Annotated in this window: 18 protein-coding genes; 13 read left to right on the top strand and 5 right to left on the bottom strand. The window is 46.7% G+C overall.

Annotated features, from left to right (window positions below; genetic code table 11):
- Together msrB and L0665_RS00360 are read left to right on the top strand one after the other, a co-directional pair.
- On the top strand, window positions 1-468 hold a 468-nt coding region (gene msrB / locus L0665_RS00365), incomplete at its 5' end, for a peptide-methionine (R)-S-oxide reductase MsrB (protein WP_476738645.1).
- A 10-nt stretch (window positions 469-478) separates the two neighbouring features.
- Complete coding sequence (locus tag L0665_RS00360; RefSeq protein WP_274923738.1) at window positions 479-1,171, top strand: 2,5-diamino-6-(ribosylamino)-4(3H)-pyrimidinone 5'-phosphate reductase; 693 nt, start codon at window positions 479-481, stop codon at window positions 1,169-1,171.
- Between the two features lie 10 nt (window positions 1,172-1,181).
- Here L0665_RS00360 and L0665_RS00355 read toward each other — a convergent pair whose 3' ends face one another.
- Window positions 1,182-1,673 (bottom strand): hypothetical protein, encoded by a 492-nt coding sequence (locus L0665_RS00355; protein WP_274923737.1) that lies wholly within the window; start codon window positions 1,671-1,673, stop codon window positions 1,182-1,184.
- A gap of 99 nt (window positions 1,674-1,772) precedes the next feature.
- Between L0665_RS00355 and L0665_RS00350 the strand changes: the two genes are divergently transcribed.
- From L0665_RS00350 to L0665_RS00325, 6 genes are all read left to right on the top strand, one after another.
- Window positions 1,773-2,519: a hypothetical protein gene (locus L0665_RS00350; RefSeq protein ID WP_274923736.1), complete on the top strand. Its 747-nt coding sequence runs from the start codon at window positions 1,773-1,775 to the stop codon at window positions 2,517-2,519.
- Between the two features lie 91 nt (window positions 2,520-2,610).
- Complete coding sequence (locus tag L0665_RS00345) at window positions 2,611-4,266, top strand: 2-oxoacid:acceptor oxidoreductase subunit alpha (protein ID WP_274923735.1); 1,656 nt, start codon at window positions 2,611-2,613, stop codon at window positions 4,264-4,266.
- Window positions 4,263-5,111: a thiamine pyrophosphate-dependent enzyme gene (locus tag L0665_RS00340; RefSeq protein WP_274923734.1), complete on the top strand. Its 849-nt coding sequence runs from the start codon at window positions 4,263-4,265 to the stop codon at window positions 5,109-5,111. The genes L0665_RS00345 and L0665_RS00340 overlap by 4 nt, the downstream gene beginning before the upstream one ends.
- 82 nt (window positions 5,112-5,193) lie before the next feature.
- The gene (locus L0665_RS00335) at window positions 5,194-5,712 is read left to right on the top strand and encodes a ferritin (RefSeq protein WP_274923733.1); all 519 of its coding nucleotides are present in this window, start codon (window positions 5,194-5,196) and stop codon (window positions 5,710-5,712) included.
- A gap of 133 nt (window positions 5,713-5,845) precedes the next feature.
- Window positions 5,846-6,349, top strand: coding sequence for a pyruvoyl-dependent arginine decarboxylase (locus L0665_RS00330; RefSeq protein WP_274923732.1), 504 nt, complete (start codon window positions 5,846-5,848; stop codon window positions 6,347-6,349).
- Window positions 6,350-6,933: 584 nt separating this feature from the next.
- A complete protein-coding gene (locus tag L0665_RS00325; protein ID WP_274923731.1) occupies window positions 6,934-7,200 on the top strand; it encodes a hypothetical protein in 267 nt (88 codons plus the stop codon).
- A gap of 7 nt (window positions 7,201-7,207) precedes the next feature.
- On the opposite strand, the gene proS is transcribed toward L0665_RS00325, so the two are convergent.
- From proS to L0665_RS00310, 3 genes are read right to left on the bottom strand one after another with little or no spacing between them, the layout of a single operon-like run.
- Window positions 7,208-8,641 carry a proline--tRNA ligase gene (gene proS / locus L0665_RS00320; RefSeq protein ID WP_274923730.1) on the bottom strand — a complete coding sequence of 478 codons (1,434 nt, stop codon included), beginning with the start codon at window positions 8,639-8,641 and terminating at the stop codon, window positions 7,208-7,210.
- 11 nt (window positions 8,642-8,652) lie between these two features.
- Complete coding sequence (locus L0665_RS00315; RefSeq protein WP_274923729.1) at window positions 8,653-9,219, bottom strand: stage II sporulation protein M; 567 nt, start codon at window positions 9,217-9,219, stop codon at window positions 8,653-8,655.
- Entirely contained in the window at window positions 9,212-10,057 is an 846-nt protein-coding gene (locus L0665_RS00310) for a DUF63 family protein (protein WP_274923728.1), read from the bottom strand. The genes L0665_RS00315 and L0665_RS00310 overlap by 8 nt, the downstream gene beginning before the upstream one ends.
- Before the next feature lie 13 nt (window positions 10,058-10,070).
- On the opposite strand from L0665_RS00310, the gene L0665_RS00305 reads away from it, so the two are divergent.
- Both L0665_RS00305 and L0665_RS00300 read left to right on the top strand, forming a co-directional pair.
- On the top strand, window positions 10,071-11,150 hold the full coding sequence (locus L0665_RS00305; protein ID WP_274923727.1) for an NAD(P)-dependent glycerol-1-phosphate dehydrogenase: 1,080 nt from the start codon (window positions 10,071-10,073) through the stop codon (window positions 11,148-11,150).
- A gap of 1 nt (window position 11,151) precedes the next feature.
- Window positions 11,152-11,607 (top strand): UPF0179 family protein, encoded by a 456-nt coding sequence (locus L0665_RS00300; protein WP_274923726.1) that lies wholly within the window; start codon window positions 11,152-11,154, stop codon window positions 11,605-11,607.
- Here L0665_RS00300 and L0665_RS00295 read toward each other — a convergent pair whose 3' ends face one another.
- Window positions 11,608-12,492, bottom strand: a complete 885-nt coding sequence (locus tag L0665_RS00295; protein ID WP_274923746.1) for an ADP-ribosylglycohydrolase family protein — start codon at window positions 12,490-12,492, stop codon at window positions 11,608-11,610. It lies immediately after the preceding gene.
- A 53-nt stretch (window positions 12,493-12,545) separates the two neighbouring features.
- Between L0665_RS00295 and L0665_RS00290 the strand changes: the two genes are divergently transcribed.
- From L0665_RS00290 to priS, 3 genes are read left to right on the top strand one after another with little or no spacing between them, the layout of a single operon-like run.
- Window positions 12,546-12,812, top strand: coding sequence for a UPF0058 family protein (locus L0665_RS00290; protein WP_274923745.1), 267 nt, complete (start codon window positions 12,546-12,548; stop codon window positions 12,810-12,812).
- Between the two features lie 5 nt (window positions 12,813-12,817).
- The gene (locus tag L0665_RS00285; RefSeq protein ID WP_274923725.1) at window positions 12,818-14,398 is read left to right on the top strand and encodes a tRNA uridine(34) 5-carboxymethylaminomethyl modification radical SAM/GNAT enzyme Elp3; all 1,581 of its coding nucleotides are present in this window, start codon (window positions 12,818-12,820) and stop codon (window positions 14,396-14,398) included.
- Window positions 14,395-15,546 carry a DNA primase catalytic subunit PriS gene (gene priS / locus L0665_RS00280; protein WP_274923724.1) on the top strand — a complete coding sequence of 384 codons (1,152 nt, stop codon included), beginning with the start codon at window positions 14,395-14,397 and terminating at the stop codon, window positions 15,544-15,546. The genes L0665_RS00285 and priS overlap by 4 nt, the downstream gene beginning before the upstream one ends.
- The last annotated feature ends 12 nt before the right edge of the window (window positions 15,547-15,558 follow it).

Here is a 15,558-nt window from a genome sequence, read left to right as displayed (position 1 = left end):
TTTGATCCATGTTCAGGTGTGATGTACAGTGCCAAACCGATAATCCGGACAGATGAAGAATGGAAACATATTCTTTCTCCGGATGTGTTTCGTGTTGCGCGGCAGTCAGGGACTGAACCTCCTTTCAGCGGAATATATGCTGATTGTCATGATGAGGGAGTGTATGCGTGTGCCTGTTGCAAAACCCACCTTTTCTTTTCCGGTGATAAATTTGATTCAGGGACTGGGTGGCCAAGTTTTTCCCGTCCTGTCCACCCGGATAATACTGAACTGCATGAGGACAGTTCACTTGGGATGGTTCGCACAGAGGTACTCTGCCGTCGGTGCAAAGCACATCTTGGGCATGTCTTTGATGATGGACCCCTGCCAGATGGGATGCGGTATTGCATGAATTCCCTGTCTCTTTCCCTTGTTGTATGCGGTACACAAAGCTCTGATACCAACATGTCTAAATCCGGGCGTGAATAAATGCTATTGTATGCGCCCTCATGTGTTTGTTAATCTGGCGATGAGTGCAGATGGTAAACTTTCAACAAAAGAACGCAGACAGGTCCGAATATCAGGAGATGCTGATTTCAGACGTGTTGATCTGATAAAGTCACAGTGTGATGCGATCATGGTAGGGATAGGGACAGTACTTGCTGATGACCCTTCCCTGACCGTTAAAGATGCTCTTCTCAAAAAAAAGAGAGCAGATGGCGGCAGGGATGAAAATCCCGTTCGTATTGTCATTGACAGCGGGGCAAGAACACCTGTGAGTGCAGATATTCTTCATAAAGGGCCGGGCACAAGAATTATTGCTGTTTCAGGTTCTGCAAACCCCGAAAAAACTGCTGTCCTCTCAGAATATGCTGAAATTGCCGTTTTTGGGGATGAACGGGTTGATTTATCCAATTTTCTGGAATATCTGGGGACTCTTGGGATTCAGAGCCTCATGGTTGAGGGGGGCGGCACTCTGATTTGGTCTCTCTTTGCAGAGGGGCTTGTGGATGAATTGTTTACCTGTATCGGGAATGTGGTCATCGGCGGGAGAGATGCACCCACTCCTGCAGATGGTGAAGGGTATATCAATGAAGCTGATTTTCCCTCCCTTGTCCTCAAAGATGCCGAAAGAATTGATGAGGGCATTCTTCTGCACTGGATTGTCAAAAAAACGGATGATGATCAGTAATCATCATTTTTCAGCTTGTCGTCCTGCTTCTGGAAAGGACGTCATCATAAATTCTGTAGCTTGAGCCATCGTAGAAAGATGCCGTGACCGTGATCCTGTCCTCTCCCCGTGTTGCCTCTCCGTCCTCCACCGTAAATACTGCTTCAGCGTTCACATTGGGTTCGATGTATTTAGTGGTTGTAGCGCCGGTGCCTGACATCACAACTGCTTTTATCTCATTGACCTGATTCTGGCCTTTTCCGCCCCTGAATGTGACGGTGATGTCTCCTGTTATCGGGTCTTTAGAAGTAGCTACATCTACAAACAGTGTTGTTGGCACAACATCGGTTGGCTGGGGCATAAGGTCAGGTGCTGCCTGTGTTGTTGAAACCGGTGTCTGCACAGGAGGCAGAGGTGTGGGTGTGGCGGTAGGTGTGGCTTCACCGGTATCTGAAGTGCACCCGGCGATACATACCATTCCGATGACAAAAACAATTAGAACAATTGATGCCTTTTTAATCATATCATTCCATATGGAAATTCTGTATTTAATCTTATCGGACGTCTGGTATCTGAATAGTGGTATGAATACACAGCATATTTTCACGGAGATGAACAAAATATGAAAAAATTAGGCACCTGGGAGATGAAACTTGCACTTTTTCTGGTGGCAGCATCCGTAATCATTTATTCAACAAAAATGCTTCTGCGCCATAATCCGGAAAATACCATTGATTATCTCTTTAATGCAATAGGATTTCTTCCAATCAGTGTTCTTCTGGTGACCGTGGTGCTCAATCATCTGCTGACCATCCGTTCACATCAGGAAAAAATGCAGAAACTCAATATGGTTATCGGGACGTTCTTTGCTGAAGTGGGGAACAACCTCCTTACCGTCCTTTCTGATTATGATGAAGAATCTTCTGATCTGCGAAATAAGCTTATTATTGGTAATGACTGGGGGGCAGAGCGTTTTCGTAGTGCATCAGCATCAATTGATGGTCACTCCTTTTCTGTTAACTGGAGAGAAATCGATCTTGCTGAAATGGACCGGTTTCTAATGCAGAAACGTGATTTTCTCCTTCGTCTGCTTGAAAATCCTGTCCTTCTGGAAAATCAGAAATTCACCGAACTTTTGCGTGCCGTATTCCATCTGAATGAAGAACTGCAGCGCCGTCCCGGTTTTGACTGCCTTCCTGAAAGTGACTGCCAGCATATCGGAGGAGATATTGACCGGGTTTATAAAGAACTCGTCAGTGAATGGGTCAGATATATGGAATATCTGAAGAACAGTTATCCATATATGTTTTCTCTTGCCCTCAGAACCAATCCTTTTGATGAAGAGGCTTCGGCAATTGTGCAGGAGTAAAAATACAATAGTTCAGTAATGCGTGTTTCTGAAATACGCAACCATTATCTATTTTTCATCTCTATGCAGGTTCAGAGGAGATGACTGTTCAATGGATGAGTGTTCTGTTCTGATTGGGGGGAAAGCGGGGGATGGAATTAATGTTGCGGGCCAGACAATTGCCCGCATTTTCACCACCCTGGGATATTATGTATATATGTATTATGATTATCCGTCACTGATACGCGGCGGACACAATTTTTCAGTTATCCGCGCCAGTAACCATCCTATAGGAACACATCGTTCGGGAATTGATATTCTCCTGGCAATGGATCTGACAACACTTCGGCGTCATCAGAATGACTGCAAACGTGATGCCCTGATTATTTATAACTCCGATAGCGTGCAGTCAGATGTCGGTTCCGGAATCCCTCTGAAGAGAATTGTTGAGAAGAACGGTGGGTCGGCGGTCATGGAGAACACTGTAATGATCGGTGCTCTGGCGTTTGCTTTAGGTATGGAATGGGAAGAATTTGCATCGGTTATTTCACATGAGATGCATAAATTCACCGAAAAAAACCTTGAGATTGCGAGGGATGCATTTCAGATGCAGGAAGAGAAGAGAGAAGTAAAGCGGATACATCAGTCACCGGGGATTATTCTCTCTGGAAATGAAGCTGTTTCTCTTGGTTTGCTTTCTGCCGGGCTCAATGGATATATTGCCTATCCAATGAGCCCTTCTACCGGTATTCTTCATTTCATGGCGGCAGCTTCCGGTGAGACGGGTGTACAGGTTTTTCAGCCGGAGAGTGAAATAGCAGTTGTAACAATGGCAGAAGGGATGGTATATGCCGGGGCAAAAACTGCTGTTGGCACATCGGGGGGTGGTTTCTGCCTGATGACAGAGGCTCTTTCAATGGCAGGTATGGCGGAAATCCCGATTACCATTGTTCTTGCACAGAGAAGTGGCCCTTCCACCGGTACTCCGACATATACTGCTCAGTCAGACCTTCATTTTGCGATTCATGCTGGTCATGGTGAGTTCCCCCGATTTGTTTTTGCTCCGGGGGATGCACAGCAGGCATTTGAATGGGCAGGCCATGCATTGTCATTATCCTGGCAGTTTCAGGTGCCTTCCATTCTGATGACGGACAGGGTTCTGTCAGAGGGGGTATACACGGTCGATCCTGAATTTTTACCGGCAATAACACCTGTTTCTGTCCCTCTTTGGGAAGGCCATGATGAATATCTGAGGTACAGGGATACTGAAGACGGTATCTCTCTATATGCATCCCCGCCCCTTTCTGGTTCTGTGATTAAAGGAAATAGCAAATCACATGATGAACGTGGTATATCCGTTGATGATGGTATGCAGATCGCATCTATGACCCGGAAACAGATGAAAAAAATCCCATTAATGAAAGAGGCGGTTTCCCGTCTGAATCCGGTTCATGTTTCCGGGAATCATGATTCTGATATGTGTCTTATTTCATGGGGTTCGAATGCTCCGCTCTGCCGGGAAGCAGCCAATTTTGTTGGCATTAAATCTGTTCAGCCTATAGTAATGCATCCGTTTCCGGAAACTGAGATGCTTGCTGCAACCAGCCGGTCCCGCATGACATTTCTGCTGGAAGATAATTTCTCCGGTCAGCTGGCAGATATATGTGAAGCGCATGGTATTCCGGTTGATATCAGATTGCCCCGGTTTGACGGGCGGCCTTTCACATTGGACCAACTGATAGAAGATCTCTGGGGGCTTGCTGAATGACAACAGGAATCATAACAGATGCACAGAATACGTGGTGCCCGGGCTGTGGAAATTTTGCCATTGAGCATGCATTAAAAGATGTCATTCTCCGTCTGGAGGCAGAGGGCACTCCCCGTGAAAAGATGGTGCTCGTTTCCGGGATTGGTTGCCACGCAAAGATGGCTGATTACCTGAATATTAATTCGTTCTATTCCCTTCATGGGAGGTCGGTCTCTTTTGCAACAGGAATATGTATGGCAAATCCTGATCTGAAAGTGATCTGCTGTGTGGGGGATGGGGATGCATATGCAGAGGGTATTGCGCACCTCCTGTTTGCAGCAAAACGGAATGTGAATATGACCGTCCTTGTACACAATAATCGTGTCTACGGACTGACTAAGGGGCAGTTTACCCCAACGTCTCCCGGTGAATATCATAGTAAGTCAAACCCGTATGCCAGTAATGATCTCGCATTTAATCCACCAGAACTGCTTCTTTCAGCTGGCTGCAGTTTTGTTGCACGGGGTTATTCCCGGCGGGGAAAAGAACTCAAAGAGCTCATTTATGATGGCATATCTCATTCCGGGTTTTCATTTATCGACATCCTCCAGATCTGTGCAAGTTATATGGATAAAACAGAGGAGTATGACGAACAGGTGTATGTTCCTGTTAGCCATAATCCCGAAGATTTTGATGCAGCCTGCCGTCTTGTGCGGGAATACCGGTACAACGATTCCGGAAAAATTGCCCTTGGGATACTATTCCAGGAAAAACGGGGCACATTCCACGTAGGGACCCCTTACCTGCAGCAGAAATATGAGGATAAACAGTCCTTTGTCATGCGCTTCATCGATGGGCGCAGGTAACTTCCGGCTTATCCGACCATAGGTTATTATATTGCGCATTGTCAATGGGGGGTGTTGAGGCTGAACGAGGTGATGAAACACAATGAATGGAAAAATTCTTGACGCAATCAATGAGCAGATAAAATGGGAACTCTATTCTTCCTATCTTTATCTTTCCATGTCTGCCTGGTATGATTCTATCGGGCTGCGTGGTTTTGCAAACTGGGAACGGATTCAGGCAATGGAAGAGCGTGATCATGCAATGAAATTTTATGATTATGTCCTTTCCCGTGGCGGAATAATAGAACTTCAGGCTATTGATGCCCCGCCTTCCCTTTGGGAATCTCCGGAAATGGCTTTTGAATTTCAGTATGAGCATGAGCAGTTGGTCACAGCAAAGATCGACAATCTTGTTGAGATTGCACATGAGGAGCATGATCATGCGACATATAATCTGCTTCAGTGGTTTGTGGACGAACAGGTTGAGGAGGAGGAGAATGCACGCACCATTCTTGAAAAACTGAATATGGTCAGTGATGAAACAGGAATGAGTATTCTCTTTATGGTCGATAAGGATTTAGCTGCAAGAGTATATCATCCGCTTGTAACACAGGTTGAGTAAATTCCAATTTACTCTTCCCTTTTTTTGACACTGAAAATCAATATTTAATTAAATCCGGAAATTCTTAATATGTTACTTCAATTTCTTTTAAGTGAGCACACAGCCAAACGTATATACTTATTTGGTGGTGAATATGAGCGATAGATTTGTACCAAAACGTGTGTTTTTTACCTGCGGTGCTGGCCGGAGTCCGGATGAACTGACTTCATTTGAGATGGCATTGCGTGACGCATCCATTGAATGCTATAATATTGTTACCGTCAGTTCTATCCTCCCTCCGAAATGCAGAATTATATCAAAAGAAGAGGCACTCCCGGATTTGCGTGCAGGCAGTATTGTTTTCACGGTGTTTTCGCGCCTGTCTTCCAATGAACCTCACCGGAGAATTTCAGCTTCCCTGGGGGTAGCAATTCCGGAAGATATGGAATCTCACTGGGGGTACTTTACTGAGCATCATTCATTTGGTATGGGGCCTGAACAGGTCGGGAAATATGCGGAAAAACTTGCAAAGGACATGTTTGGCAGTATTTCTGAGAGTGAACTTGAGCGCACCATGAATGTGACAAAGAGTGCTGTGGTGGGGGATGATGGAGACTGGACATCTGTCATTGTAGCAGCTGTATTTCTGATGGACTAATCTGAAGTTCAACAAAAGGGAACCATTATATGGTGTGGATCATTTTGCTCTGTGGTGTGCTCCCAATTGTATGATCAATAGACAACAATAAATAGTATTGTGGCAGATTTAATTTCGTCCTCTTTGGTGGCAGAGATGTGGGGCCACCACAGCAATCTTTTTTTTTGTTATCATATGTAGTGGATTGCGAAAGTTAGATGGTGTATGCGTCTGACTCATTTTGCTGGTCTTGTTCTTTTTTGCACAGTAATTATTCCAGTCTCCGCCAGTGGGGCCTCATTTGTTATTGATCAGATTTTGGTAAACGGTTCGGAGAATGTTTTTCCCGGGGATTTACTTCGGGTATCCGCACGTGTTTCATTTGATTCGTCAGGAGAGGTGACATTTCCGGGGAGTGACTCGCTCCAGCTCTTTACAGGATTAAATTGCCCTAAATGGCAGTATTTTCTTATTGTTGACAATAATCTGGTTCAGACATTTCACAAGGAAGCAGAGAATGTATTTATCAATGGATAGTATCTCGAATATCCACAGGGAGATCAGAATATCTCTCTGTGGAAGTGAGTGGTACCGTTCCTGCTGGAATGCGGGATAGGACACTTGACGTAATGACTGTCACGCAATATGATGGATATGGCAATGTGCGGGGGGATGGAATTTTAACAATTCCTGTGGCTGTGGATGTGGATGGCGCCCTTTCTGATCCGGATAAAATCCCCATAGCAAAGCCTTCTTCTCCGGTGCCAACGGAAAGCCCTCTGAATATGGCCTGCATTGTATTGGCAATCCCATCCGCCTTTGCCATTAAATTTGTGATGGGAAAAAGGTGTATGAAAAAAAGGGAATGTTAAAAATGGATTAATATGTCCGTGCAATAATTGCCGGACGTGATGGTTTGCCGCAGATGATGCATGTGCCTGCAGTATCTGCAATATATTTGCTCTGAACGTCAGTGCCCAGAACACTGACATCAATCTCTGTTTCAATGGTCTTTGCGCATTCTTCACATCCGCACCACTGGATAACTGCCACTCCCTTGCCTGCTGCTTCACGTGCTTCTTCAAGAGAAGAAACGGAAAAAATCTTTTCCTGCGCTTTTTGTTCTGCCCGTTCTTTCAGTTCCTCTGTGAACGTATTCATGATGGTCTGGATACCGGGTATCAGAGAATCCCTCGAGACAGTATTTTTTTCTCCAAATCGTGTCACAGCCATTACCACACCATTATCAATATCACGTGGCCCGATCTCTATTCTGAGTGGCACACCGCGCATCTCCCAGTGATAATATTTCGCACCGGGACGAATGCTTCTGAAATCTGTTTTAACCCTGAAACCTGCGTCTTTAAGCTCAGTTTCAAGTTTTTCGGCTTCTGCCCGGATTTCTTCTTCGCGCTTTTTGATTATAATGGGAACAATGGCAATCTGTACGGGTGCGACAGCCGGAGGAAGAACCAGTCCTTTGTCGTCTCCATGTGTACTGATGAGTGCCGCGATGCAGCGTTCTGATATCCCATAGCATGTCTGGTATGCAAGCTGCTGTTCTCCCTGTGCGTCCTCGTATGTGATATCAAATGTACGGGAGAAATGGTCGCCCAGATGATGGACCGTTCCAGCCTGAAGGGTCTTTCCGTCAGGCATTATTACATCGGTTGCGATGGTATAATCTGCACCGGGGAATTTATCCCATTCCGGACGGCGTGAGATGATGACGGGAACGCAGAGCCTGTCATAGAATGTGCGATATAAGGTCACTGCATCATTTACCTGTGATTCAGCGTCTTTCCATGTTGCATGGACGGTATGCGCTTCCTTAAAGGATGTTATCTCTCTCAGACGGATGAGTGGCCGTGTGTGCTTTGTTTCATAGCGGAATGTGTTAACGATCTGGTAGAGCTTTATTGGAAGATCTGCATGGGACCTGACCCACAGGGCATACATAGGGTATATGGCTGTCTCAGATGTTGGGCGAAGTGCCAGTGGCACATCGAGTTCACTCGTTCCGCCATGGGTGACCCAGTATACCTCCTCTTCAAATCCTTTGATATGCTCTGCTTCCTTCATGAATTCATTTTCTGGAATCAATAGTGGAAACAGCGTTTCGTCGTGATCTTTATCCAACAATTCTCTGAGGATTGCATAGGTCGCTTTTCGGACCGCAAATCCATGGGGGAACCAGACATACACACCCTTAACCGGATACCTGACATCCATTATTTCTGCCTGCCAGAGAATGTCATTGTACCATTCACTGAATGTTTCTTTTGGCGGGAGTGCGCCTTTGTCTTCCTGCATAACTCATCATCCTAGATAAATAACTGTATGATCTCTGGTGTAATAAATCCCTCTATAATCGCCGCAATTCCAAGAAGAGGGAGGACATAGCCGAGGAATCGTTTTCCATATTGTTGTGCTGCGGAAATTGCATCCCCGGTGCCATGCAGTTCTTTCCATAATTCTTCACCGAGAAGGAGACCAAACATGCCCGCAAGTACCAATGCAGGAATCTCGAATATTCCATGCGGCAGCACTCCTGCAAGAATGACATAGAGTCCCTGTTCCTGCCGGACGTATTCAACTACCATGCCAATAATAATCCCGTTCATGGAAAGAATCAGGAGGGTTATGAGACCAAAGGATGCTCCGCCGATGAAAAGAATTATTGACGTTTCTGCATTGTTTGCGAAGATGTTTACTGCAACAACTGCAGGATTTTCGGATTCAATATTTTTGAAGACTTCCTCATTCATCAGGGAAATAAGTTCTTCTCCAATTGATTTATCCGAATAAACTGCAAAGGCCCCCAGAACGCCCGTGAGAATCAGGATTCCCACGGTTATGATTGCAGCTGTCCGGTAACTGCCATCAAACATAGAGTATCATCCTTACCATGTCCCTGATGCCGGGTGCCATTCCAACAACAATCATTGCCAGAAGGATAAGGTGCCACAACTGACTGTTTCCTTCTTTTCTGTACATTTCGAGCACATATATTGCAGGAATGATCACAACCAGTTTCAGGGCAAACATGGAAAAAGCGGTGCCGGTAGCTTCTATGAGATGGGAACCGACAACATGCACTTCTACATACGTTAGTTCATGGAGCTCGATACCGAAGCTTGTCGCACTTGCATCCAGCATGTGGCCAAAAATAAGTAGCTTATAGAGGATATTCTCCGTAAATGTCCATTTTAGTCCATACCGGAGAAGACCCCAGACAGCCGCTGATGAGACCGCTGCCATTGCCAGTATTGTTACGAGAACATCAAGGGCAATCCGTGTCTCAGTGATGCCAAAATAGGCCAAAACGGCCGCAGCAATGATGCAGGCGCATACGCCACCTGCAGCATAGGCTTTGGTATATGATTTGACGAGGCTCTTCTTTTCCAGTGCTCTTGCAGTCACAAGGATGGAAATTGTGATGAAAAAAATCACAAAGAAGATAATGGGTGTTACCAGAATGACATTCCATGGCCGGGGAATTATTCCTGTGTCCTCGACAACGCGCATTAACCCTCCGAGAACGACAAAGGGGATTGTTGAAACGATAAATTCCTGATCGATGTCTATCCCTGTCTTTTTCAGCCATCTGTAAACCAGATATACTGCGAGAATAAGGATTACTGCATAGGTCAGTGTATCAACAATGGTATAGGGTTCCCCGTTTAGTGTCGGGCCAACGTAATATTTGTATATAAAATCCCACATCATTTAATGATAGTACATGAGTCCTGACGGTATAAAATTACTCAAAACACCTGTTTTGGATAAATCAAAATGGATGCAGCTGCCACGTGATGTGATCATTGGTCATGATGCTCTTATGCAGTTGCCGAAGGTCTGTGAGGATCTTCAGGTCTCTGGTTCTGTGCTCATATTCAGTGGGAAAGGGACAATGAACGTTGCCGGGAGTCGGGTCCTTTCACTGGTTAAGGAGGTGGCTGATGCTGAAGTATTCATTGTCGATAAAATATCCCCGGAAATAATTTCAGAAGCTGAAGAAGTTGGGGCTGGCGTGGATGTTTTTATTGGTGTCGGGGGTGGGAGGGTAATTGATACGGCAAAAATAGTGTCATACAACTGTTGCCGTCCGTTTATCAGTGTTCCCACAGCAGCGTCTCATGATGGCATTGCTTCATCGCGTGCGTCAGTGCCGGTTAAAGGAGGGAGTGTATCTCTTGAGGCAAACCCGCCCATTGCACTGGTGGCTGATACCGGCATTATTGCCGCAGCGCCTCATCGTCTTCTTGCGGCAGGGTGTGCAGATGTGATATCCAATTATACTGCCATTCTCGACTGGGAACTGTCTCATCGCCTCCGCGGAGAGCCAATCTCTGATTATGCCATGGCACTTTCCCGAATGACCGCAGAAATAATCAGTAAAAATGCTGACCTCATAAAGCCCCACGCTGAAGAGAGCGCATGGACCGTCATAAAAGCACTGCTCTCTTCCGGGGTGGCAATGAGTATCGCGGGTTCTTCGCGTCCTGCATCAGGTGGAGAACACAAGTTCAGTCATGCCCTTGATCAGATTGCTCCGGGAAAGGGGCTTCATGGTGAACAATGTGGTATTGGTTCTATCATTACGATGTATCTGCACGGTGGTGACTGGAGGAGTATTCGCACGTCTCTGAAACAGATAGGGGCGCCGACAACACCAAAGGAGATTGGAATTGATGATAAATCTGCGGCGCAGGCTCTGATTCTTGCTCGTAGCATCCGGCCGGAACGGTTCACCATTCTGGATATGGGCATCACTGAAGAGGTTGCGGAACAGTTGATTGCAATGTTATATGAGGACTAAAATGACCGAAAAGAATGAACATACAAAAATTACTCTGGTAGGAAAGGCGCTTGCACATGAGGGCACTGAATTTGTGTATAAGGGGGAAGTGCATGAATGTGAAGGCTGCAGGCTCAGGAAGGTCTGTCACAATCTTTTGCCTCACCGGAGATATCGTATTGTCGGGGTCCGGACTGCTACGCTTCATTCCTGCCATGTCCATGTGGATGGTGCATACACGGTGGAAGTGGTGGAGGCCCAGATCCCTGCTGCCGTTTTAGCAGAACGTACTATTCTCAATTCGACAATTACCTACGAGGCAGGATGCACACAGAGTGACTGTGTCAATTTTGATCTCTGCAATCCGGAAGGCATCGTCCCCGGTGAAGGGTATCGGATTGCTGAGATCGATAATGGGGGAGTTATCTCCTGTGATCTGGGAAAACGGATGAAAAGGGTTCTTCTGAGCCCGTTTTGATCAGTATTTTCTTATATTCCACAGGGCTCTTCCGCAGGCTATCACCTCATCGATACCTTCGGTATGCATGAGCCATTTCTCCGGGAGTGATCCTATGCCGTATTCTGCACCCTTCAGTGCTCCGGAAAGGGCAGCGATGGTGTCTGTATCTCCTCCCAGCATAACTGCCTCTGTGACTGCGTCTACAAACGAATCAGTACTGAGTGCGATGGAAAGGGATGTGTGGAGGGTGTCAAGTGCATCCATGGATGGGTTCAACGGGTATTTTTCCGGTGAAATAATTCGTTCGCGAACGTCCCTGATTTCACAGGAATTAATTGCCCTGTCAACTGCAACGGCGATGTCCATGCCCCGCACCAGGCATGAAATTATCGTGTTGAATACTGCTGATGCCTCACAGGCAACCGGATGAAAATGGGTGATTCGGGAAGCTGCAAGGCTGTACGCCCAAACCTCCTCCGGAGGGTAGAATATACCGATGGGGACACCCCGCATTACACTGCCATTTGTCCGGCCACGGCCCTCTTCTTCAAAGAGGATTTGTGCTGCTTCCAGTGGAGCGCACCCATTTTGTATCATGGAAAAGACCCTCCCTGATGTTGGGCCATAGAACCGTGGGTCACGTTCATATTCATCAATTAAAGCATTTATTGCAGCCATACTGTCAAAATGTCCACATTTGAGTATTGATTTTGATATTGCAAGTGTTTGCTTCGTGTCATCAGTAAACTGCCAGTAAATTATGGGATTTATCCCAAAATTACCGGGTTCGTGGATGTTGTGTTCCGGCGGGGGCCCCCCCTCAAATGGGGCGCCAAATGCGTCTCCCAGGGCGAGTCCTGCGAGTGCTCCGATTGAACGTGAAACCTGCGATATAAAGATCACCAATAAACTATATGTTCTCCTGATTAGTAGTAATTCTAAGGATTGGTGATTTGGTGCAAAAAGAGGAACTACTACATCTTCACATGCTCTTTGTCCATGTGAAAAAATACTACGAGTCTACGTATGGCGACGAGGTTTGCACACCCGGATATGATGCTTTCTCTATCTCTCCGGTGCATATTCATAAAAATAAATCCTGTCATAAGGAAGCAATTCTGACGCTGGGTGATGAACTTGTTTCATATCTGAAGTCTAAAGGTCTCGCTTCACTTGATTATCAGGAGTATTCGACTCCTGATGAGATTATTGCCGGTCATTAGACGGTATGCAGGACAATGCTATTTTCCGGGAAATTATCTCCCGGCTTTCTTTTCCAGGGATTACATCGTCGGATGTTCAGAAGGTAAAGATTCAGGTTGCCAAAGAATATCGGCTTTCAATAATTCCAAAAAATTCAGTCATACTTGCAGCGGCAACAGATGATGAATTTGAATCAATGCGTTTAATCCTTCAGGTAAAACCGACCCGGACATTATCTGGTGTGGCGCCTGTTGCGGTCATGACATCTCCTCATCCGTGTCCTCATGGGAAATGTCTGCCTTGTCCGGGTGGGCCGGATCATCCATTTGGGTCACCTCAGAGTTACACCGGTGAAGAACCTGCGGCACTGCGCGGCCGCCAGTTTGAGTTTGATCCATATGTGCAGGTCCGCCAGCGGCTACTTCAGTTTGAACTCCTCGGTCATCATACTGACAAGGTTGAACTGATTGTAATGGGTGGCACTATGACAGCTCGCGATCCGGCGTATCAGGAATATTTTATGGGTTCGTGTATCCGTGCCATGAATGAGTTTGGTGGTGCAGTCCTCCCGGATGACGGCTCATCGTATGAAGAGGTATGCCGCAGGAATGAGACTGCCCGGGCACGCTGTATTGCTGCAACATTCGAGACACGTCCGGACTGGTGTAAGCAGGAACATATCGATAGTATGCTCTTACTCGGTGTGACAAAAGTCGAACTTGGTGTGCAGCAACTCAGAGATGATATTCTTGAATATAACCGTCGGGGGCATGGAATTGCAGAGACCATATCCGCAAATACCCATTTACGGGATGCCGGGATTAAGGTCGGGTTTCATGTCATGCCGAATCTTCCTTCAGCAACAATGGCTGATGACCGGTGGATGTTTGAAGAGCTCTTTTGTAATCCTTCATACCGGCCGGATTTTCTGAAGATTTATCCGACACTTGTTACTCCGGGTTCAGAGATTGAAGCCCTGTGGGAAGCAGGAGGATATGCAACGTATCCGGAAGAAGATCTGATTGATTTGATTGCATTTGGGAAATCATGCATCCCGGAATATACCCGCCTTCAGCGTGTTCAGCGTGATATCCCGGCAAAGCTGATCGTCTCTGGTTCGCACCACAGTAACTTCCGGCAGCTTGCCCAGAAGAGGCTTAAGGAAATGGGTGGGAGTTGCCGTTGCATTCGGTGCAGAGAAGCAGGTCGTAATCCGACAACCGGGGAAGCAGCAATTGAGACGATGACGTATGAGTGCTGTGGAGGTACTGAACATTTTATATCGATAACGGCATCAGACTCGTTGATTGGATTTGTACGCCTGCGGTATCCTGGGAATCCATGGCGGACTGAACTGTCTGAATCTGCGATTATCCGTGAACTTCACGTGTATGGGTCTCTGGTTCCCCTGGAAAAAGTCGGTACCGAATCAGGTGAGTGGCAGCACCGGCAGTATGGTGCGTGCCTTCTGCAGGCAGCAGAAGACCTGGCTGCATCAGATGGATATCTTTCGGTTGCTGTGATGAGTGGAATCGGGGTCCGGCCGTATTATGCCAGACATGGATATGAACGATCAGGTCCATATATGGTAAAGAGGCTTGGATGAATCCTGCCACTCGTGAATATATCCGACAAAAGTTTGCTTCCTACTACTCGCATGCTCCGGTATTTGTGCCGCCATCGCTCCGTCAGCGTGAATGGGGTTTTATCTCCTTTGATGAAACGTCAAAGGTAAAGATGCGGCGGCATATGGCTTTTCAGTCGCGCGAGGAGCTGGCATCCTATGTCCGGGTGACTGTTCCCCGTCATATGTATTTTTCCACTGCATACTATGAACTCCCGTCAGCTCCGACGATGAGTGACAAAGTATGGGCAGGTGCGGACCTTATCTTTGATCTGGATGCTGATCACATTGTTCAGAAAGTGTCCTATGATACGATGCTCTCCCGGGTGAAAGATGAGACGCTGAAACTGATCGATATGCTCACCGATGAACTTGGATTTTCAAAGCGCAATATGTCGCTGGTCTTTTCAGGTGGGCGTGGGTATCATGTCCATATCCGGGATCTTGAGATCCGTGAATGGGGCAGCTCGCAGCGTCGCGAACTGGTGGATTATGTCTGTGCTATCGGCATTGACCCCGGTTTCATGCTCAGCGCTCATGAGGGGGCGGGCGGTGGATGGCCAGTGCGGTATCGTGATTCTTTACGCGAAGAGCTGCAGCGCATCCATGATATGGGGGAGAAGGATGGTGTGAAGTATCTCTCTTCCCTGCGAGGTGTGGGCAAAGAATCTGCACGTTCGTTCGTTGAGGGAATCGACACAGTGATTGCGTCGGTCAATGATGTCTCCTCACCGGCATCTTTGATGAAAAATAATGCGCTTCGTGCACTTATTGAAGAGGATTATGAACCGCTGAAACATCTTATTCTCTCAAAGGCTGCCCTTACTGATGAACCAGTAACAACAGACATTAAGCGTTTGATCCGTGCGCCGGGTTCTCTTCATGGTGGTTCCGGTTTCCGTGTCACAGAACTGGCTTCGGTGGCAGATCTTGAAAAGTTTGATCCTCTCGTTGATGCAGTCGTTGATTTTGGTGGAACTATGGTCTCTGTGGAATGTCCGTTCTCTCTCACAATGCCTATGCTGGGTCAGGTATATACCATTGAGAAAGGGGTAAACAGGGTGCCGGATGAAATGGCTGTTTTTCTTTGTTGCAGGGGAATTGGGGAGATGTATGCTCCTGATTTATGACTGGTAATATTT

The organism is Methanogenium marinum (assembly GCF_028912405.1).
Lineage (GTDB): Archaea > Halobacteriota > Methanomicrobia > Methanomicrobiales > Methanomicrobiaceae > Methanogenium > Methanogenium marinum.
Note: the sequence above shows the minus strand (reverse complement) of the source record. Positions and strands in the feature narration are given on the sequence as shown.